Origin of the sequence: Lachnoclostridium sp. MSJ-17, assembly GCF_018918205.1 — a bacterium.
Lineage (GTDB): Bacteria > Bacillota > Clostridia > Oscillospirales > Acutalibacteraceae > Ruminococcoides.
This window is the reverse complement of record NZ_JAHLQB010000104.1, coordinates 1-793: the sequence shown is the minus strand read 5'-3', so window position 1 is coordinate 793 and position 793 is coordinate 1. Positions and strand designations below refer to the sequence as shown.

At 58.0% G+C, this 793-nt stretch carries 1 pseudogene; it reads left to right on the top strand.

Annotation, left to right across the window (positions count from 1 at the left end):
* A pseudogene (locus KQI64_RS10695) lies at positions 1–793 on the top strand (carboxyl transferase domain-containing protein); the annotation flags it as partial.

Genomic DNA, 793 nt, shown 5'->3' with positions numbered 1-793 from the left:
GACGGCATTAGAACCGAGCTTTGCGTTATGGACGCGGAATTCATGATGGGCAGCATGGGCACCGTCACCGGCGAAAAAATCACGCGCGCCTTTGAGTACGCTACAGAGAACGCGCTTCCCGTGATCATCTGCACCGTTTCGGGCGGCGCGAGAATGCAGGAGGGTATCCTCTCGCTCATGCAGATGGCAAAGACCTCCGGCGCGGTCAAGCGCCACAGCGACGCCGGTCTGCTGTACATCACCGTTCTGACCGACCCCACCACCGGCGGCGTTACCGCCTCGTTCGCGATGGAGGGCGACATCATCCTCGCCGAACCAAACGCGCTTGTGGCTTTCGCGGGTCCCAGAGTAATCGAGCAGACAATGCGCCAAAAGCTGCCGAAGGACTTTCAGACCTCGGAATTTGTACTGCAAAAGGGCTTTATCGACGCGGTCGTGCAGCGTTCGTCGCTCAAGCCGACGCTCGTTAAGCTCCTGAAATTACACGGCTACGGGGAGGTCTAAGAATGTCAGGCACAACACCAAACACCAATCCCGCCTACGAAAAGGTTCTCGCTGCGCGCGACGCGTCGAAACTGACGGCGGTTGACTATATTAAATACATGTTCGGCGAGAGCTTTATCGAGCTTCACGGCGACAGAAGATTTTCGGACGACAAGGCGATCGTGGGCGGTCTCGCGATGCTCTTCGAGACTCCCGTCACCGTTATCGGCATCGAGAAGGGCAGAAACACCAAGGAACGCATGGAGCGCAACTTCGGTCAGGCTCATCCCGAGGGCTACCGCAAGGCGCT